3 protein-coding genes are annotated in these 5,188 nt (G+C 36.2%); all 3 read left to right on the top strand.

Annotated elements, in window-relative coordinates; translation table 11 throughout:
• The first annotated feature begins 215 nt into the window (after window positions 1–215).
• The 3 genes from QNJ50_RS28510 (at window position 216) to QNJ50_RS28500 (ending at window position 5,087) form a co-directional block, all read left to right on the top strand.
• On the top strand, window positions 216–3,341 hold the full coding sequence (locus QNJ50_RS28510) for a PAS domain S-box protein (protein WP_300642604.1): 3,126 nt from the start codon (window positions 216–218) through the stop codon (window positions 3,339–3,341).
• A 352-nt stretch (window positions 3,342–3,693) separates the two neighbouring features.
• Complete coding sequence (gene rsmA / locus QNJ50_RS28505; protein WP_300642601.1) at window positions 3,694–4,563, top strand: 16S rRNA (adenine(1518)-N(6)/adenine(1519)-N(6))-dimethyltransferase RsmA; 870 nt, start codon at window positions 3,694–3,696, stop codon at window positions 4,561–4,563.
• 275 nt (window positions 4,564–4,838) lie between these two features.
• Window positions 4,839–5,087 (top strand): element excision factor XisH family protein, encoded by a 249-nt coding sequence (locus QNJ50_RS28500; RefSeq protein ID WP_300642598.1) that lies wholly within the window; start codon window positions 4,839–4,841, stop codon window positions 5,085–5,087.
• Window positions 5,088–5,188: the final 101 nt, after the last annotated feature.

The raw sequence follows: 5,188 nt of genomic DNA, 5'->3' as shown, positions 1-5,188 counted from the left end.
ATCTAATCCCGGTCAAGGAACTGAGTTTTTAATTGAAATCCCCATTACTCATGCTGTTAATTCAAACTAATAAGAATGGTTCTTCAGGACTTATTATGCTAGATAATTTAGTCACAGTATTCTTACTGAAATCATAGATGTTTTTTGTTTGTAGATATTGGGAAATATAAATTTGAAGCAACTCAAATATTCCCCCATACACAGCTAGAAACATCATGACTGAAAATTTGATGATTTCGGATTTATATCACAGGGTCGATCCACCATTACAAAATGAACAATCTTTACAAACTGAGCTACAAGTACTTCGTCAAAAGATTTCTTGTTACGAGCAAATAGCTGCGGAATTTGCCATACTAGATCGTCAGATGTGTTACTTAGCTGTTAGTCAAAATTGGCGCGATCGCTATTGTTTAAATGGGGAAGATTTAATTTGTGCTGAGGATCTATGTTCTGTTGACGCGTTTTTTGATCGGGAAACCACACCAAGTATTTCTCAACGTTTGCAGGAAATATCTCAAGATTATTTGGATGGGAAAAATAATACATATGAAGAAGATTTTTTTGTTTCCCTTGGTGGTGTTACGCAATGGTTAAATTGGGAAATCAATCCTTGGTACGATGATGATGGTGAATTTGGTGGTTTAAGTGTCATTCAAGAAGTATTTTCTGCTGAAAGTTCTAATTGTTTGGATTCTAATTCCTCAGATTTTAATTCTCCCAAATTAGCGCAAAGACTACTCAATCTCCAATTTAGTGTAACTGAAGTATTGGCAGATTCAATTGATTTAGATCGAGCAATATCGAAACTACTCCAGTTGTTTTGTGAGGGTTTAGGTTGGGACTTAGCTGAATTTTGGATGGTTGATAACCAAAATGATTCCCTAAGTTATCTTACTGGATGGGATATTTCTACTCAAAAATCATCTGGTTTTACTGCTTTGTCATTGGGAAGGAAAATTGCAATTCAAACTCAAAGCTGTAAAAGGTCAGTTTGGATCGATGACATTAATGAGAATAACGGAACTAAAAATACATTCCACGCTGTTTTAAGTTTTCCTATTGTTTGCGGTGGAGAGATATTCGGTATCACTAATTTATTTAGTCAATCGATGAGATGTCAAGATAACGGTCTCTTGCAAATATTGGACGTACTTGGGAAACAACTCGCTCAGTTCATTAAGTGTAAACAAGCAGAAGAATCTTCTATTAAGAATAGAACGCGAATGCAGCAAATGGCTGAAAATGTACCGGGAATGATTTATGAGTTTCGTCTTGGTGCTGACGGTCGTCAATCTTTCCCCTATGTTTCAGCAGGATGTAAAGAAATCTATGGAATAGATGCTGCTCAAATAGTAAAAGATGCGGATATTTTATTTAATACGACTCACCCTGACGATCTAACAGGTTTTTTGCAAACGGTAATTGAATCCGCTCAAACACTAGAAAATTGGACATATAAATGGCGAGTAATTACTCCTACTGGGGAACAGAAATGGGTCAAAGGTGTGTCTCGACCCGTACCCCAAACTGGAGGTGATATCCTTTGGTATGGCTGCATCATTGATATTACTGAGCAGCAAGCTGCACTACAAGAACGTAAAATTGTAGAAGCTTCACTAAAAAAACTAAATGAAGAATTGGAAGCTAGGGTAGAAGAACGCACCCAACAATTAAGTCAAAGTAAGGAACAGTTTCAGCAATTAGCAGATAATATTCCGGGAATGGTATATGAGTTGCATTTTAATCCCAATGGTACGATGTTCTTCACCTATGTATCTTCTGGATGTTGGGAGATTTATGAATTAGATCCTTCTCTGGTACAACAAAATCCTCAAGTTTTATTTGATATTGTTCATCCTGATGATCGAACGAACTTACAGCAAACAATTTATGATTCGGCTCGAAATTTACAAAATTATGAACACAAATGGCGAATTAATTTACCTTCAGGTAAGCAGAAATGGTTAAAAGGATTTTCTAAACCACAAGCTCAACCGGATGGTAGTATTCTTTGTCATGGTTGTATTATTGATATTACAAAAAGCGAATTAGCCGAACAAGAACGACAAATTTTTGTCTCGCTGATTGAAAATAGTAGTGATTTAATTGGAATTGCGACCTTAGAAGGTAAATTTCTGTATGTGAATGAAGCAGGGTTAAAACTGCTGGGAATTAACAGTTTAGCTGAAGCTAAAAAAAGTTATATCGCTCAAAGTTTTTTACCAGAAGATAGAAAAGATGTACAGCAACGTATTATTCCAGCTGTAATGGATAATGGTTTGTACCATAGTGAATATCGTTTTCGACATTACCAAACAGGTGAGACGATACCGGTTGATTGTAATATGTTCTTGATTAAAAATCCGCAAACCGGTGAGCCTTTATATTTTGCGACCATTACCCGCGATATTCGCGATCGCAAACAAGTAGACATAAAATTCAAGCAGCAAGCGGAAGAATTAGAAAACAGTTTGCTCGAACTTCAGTCGACTCAAACCCAACTGATTCAAAGTGAAAAAATGTCTAGCTTGGGTCAAATGGTTGCAGGTATCGCCCATGAAATCAATAATCCAGTTGGTTTTGTTTATGGAAATATTGCTCCCTGTCGTGAGTATACTCAAGATTTACTCCAACTAATTGAGCTTTATCAAAATTATTATTCCCATCCTCCAGAAGAAATTCAAGAATTAATCGAAGCTGTTGACTTAGATTTTATTAAAACAGATATCTTACGATTGCTCGGATCGATGCATGAAGGTACCCGTCGCATTCGAGAAATTGTCCTCAGCTTGCGTAACTTTTCACGTTTGGATGAATCGGAATTCAAACAGGTGGACATTCATACAGGAATTGATAGTACCTTAATGCTCCTCCAAAATCGTCTGAAATCAAAACCAGGATATTCCGGTGTTGAAGTAATTAAAGACTACGCTGAACTTCCTTTGATTCAATGTTATCCCAGTCAACTGAATCAAGTTTTGATGAATATTTTAGTAAATGCAATTGATGCAATTGATAGCCAAATCAAAAACCAAGAAGGACAGAAAAATGCTCAAATCCATATCCTAACTAAGGCTTTACCTAGCGGTTGGATTGCAATTAATATCTCTGATAATGGTCCAGGTATTCCAGAAAAGATTCGTTCCAAATTATTTGACCCTTTCTTCACCACCAAAGATGTTGGTAAAGGTACCGGACTGGGATTATCCATTAGTTATCAGATTATTGTCGAGAAACATCATGGTAAACTGTATTGCCAATCGACTCCTGAGAAAGGGACTAGTTTCACAATAGAAATTCCCACAAAACAGGAGTCAGAAGATGGAATAAAGGACTAGGGAGACAGAATCAAATCCTAAAAATTAGGAGCAATAACAGGGAAAATATATTTAAAAATATAGAGTCAATAAATCCAAAATTAAAAAATAATCATTTTTATTACCTTTCAATTGCCTGAAATTTAGAAAAATAATATAGGTTAGTTCGCTCGTGTTCTGGTATTCCTTTAGTATATATATGAAAGATAATTAGTTATTGCTGTTATCCATTATCAAAAAAAATATGGATATTGAACTAGATATAACACTGAATTGCATTAGTATCTTAGTATTAATGAAATGACTAAAAAACCTATTTTTTAGTTCACGTGTTCTATAGTTATTGGGTTAAAAAGTAAGAAAAAAGTAAGAAATGGATAAAAAACAAAGAGATGAAAAAGCGAAAAATAGGGTATTTAAAGAGGCTAGACCGCGCAAGGTCTTTGCGCAGCATTGGCTCCAGGATGATAGGGTTTTAGGTAAGATTATTGGTGCTGCGCAGTTGGAAGCTGAGGACCGAATTTTGGAAATTGGTCCGGGTACGGGAATACTTACTAAGCGTTTATTACAAGAGGTAAGGTCATTGGTTGCGGTTGAAGTTGACCGCGATTTATGTAAAAAATTAGTTAAAAGTTTGAGGGATAAGAAGAGTTTTTTATTGTTGCAGGGGGACTTTTTAACCCTTGATTTAGATGGTAATTTGACAAGTTTTGAAGCTTTTCAAAATCCGAATAAAGTTGTGGCGAATATTCCTTACAATATCACTGGACCAATCATTGAAAAGTTATTAGGAAAAATTTCTCAGCCCAATAGTAATCCTTACGATTCAATTGTACTTTTAATTCAGAAGGAAGTAGCTCAAAGATTAGTGGCGAAACCTGGGACAAAAGCTTTTGGGGCGCTATCAGTAAGGGTACAGTATTTAGCTGAAGGGGAGATAATTTGTAATGTTCCGGCTAAGGCGTTTTATCCCCCACCAAAAGTAGAGTCGGCGGTGGTGAGGTTGACCCCTAGACCGATAGATATTCCTGCTAACAATCCCCGTTATTTGGAAACTTTAGTTAAGTTGGGATTTAGTGCGAAACGGAAAATGTTACGTAATAATTTACAGTCAATTGTTGAGCGAGATAAGTTCACACAATTGCTTGAAGAATTAGATATAAATCCTCAAGTGCGAGGAGAAGATTTAAGTGTTGCTCAATGGGTTACTTTGGCGAATAGGTTGGAGAATGGGGATGAGTGATGTTAGCGTAAGCGTACTGTAAGTATTGCGCACAGTAATGAGTAATGAGTAATCACAACTCGTCTGCGAAATTTAGATGCTAATTTTATCGACCTACCCTTAGATGTACTCTCAGAAAATGAAGCTTTGTCAAGTCATTGTGATGAGGAACGAGGAAGCAATCTCACCAATTTGTTTTTATTAACTGATATCACCATGATTAAAATTATTCATCGCCCAAAATCGCTTCTAGATTAGAATAAATTTAAAATTGACCCGAAAAACAATGTTCTTTGATGGCCGCTAAAGACCTTTATCATGATACTGTCATAGCCTCACTGATAAAAGATGGTTGGACAATTACTGACGATCCACTAATCCTCAAAATCGGTACCCGCAATGCTCTAGTCGATTTAGGTGCAGAAAAACTGATTGCTGCACAACGAGATTCCATAAAAATAGCTGTTGAAGTGAAAACTTTTATCAGTCCTTCTCTAATGAGCGATCTTGAAAAAGCATGGGGACAGTTTTTTCGGCGTTGCTGAATGAAAGTATGAATCATGACTGTAGAGACGCGATATATCGCGTCTCTACAAGGATCTCAATTGTGTAAATAAGAAAATTCATATCATAAATCAGCAACGCC

This window comes from Mastigocoleus sp. MO_188.B34 (genome assembly GCF_030065675.1).
Lineage (GTDB): Bacteria > Cyanobacteriota > Cyanobacteriia > Cyanobacteriales > Nostocaceae > Mastigocoleus.
This window is presented reverse-complemented; position numbering and strand designations above follow the sequence as displayed.

Excerpts from the sequence above, each read along its gene's own strand:
- QNJ50_RS28510 (WP_300642604.1), top strand. The coding sequence starts at position 216 with ATGACTGAAAATTTGATGATTTCGGATTTATATCACAGGGTCGATCCA.
- QNJ50_RS28500 (WP_300642598.1), top strand. The coding sequence starts at position 4,839 with ATGGCCGCTAAAGACCTTTATCATGATACTGTCATAGCCTCACTGATA.
- rsmA (WP_300642601.1), top strand. The coding sequence starts at position 3,694 with ATGGATAAAAAACAAAGAGATGAAAAAGCGAAAAATAGGGTATTTAAA.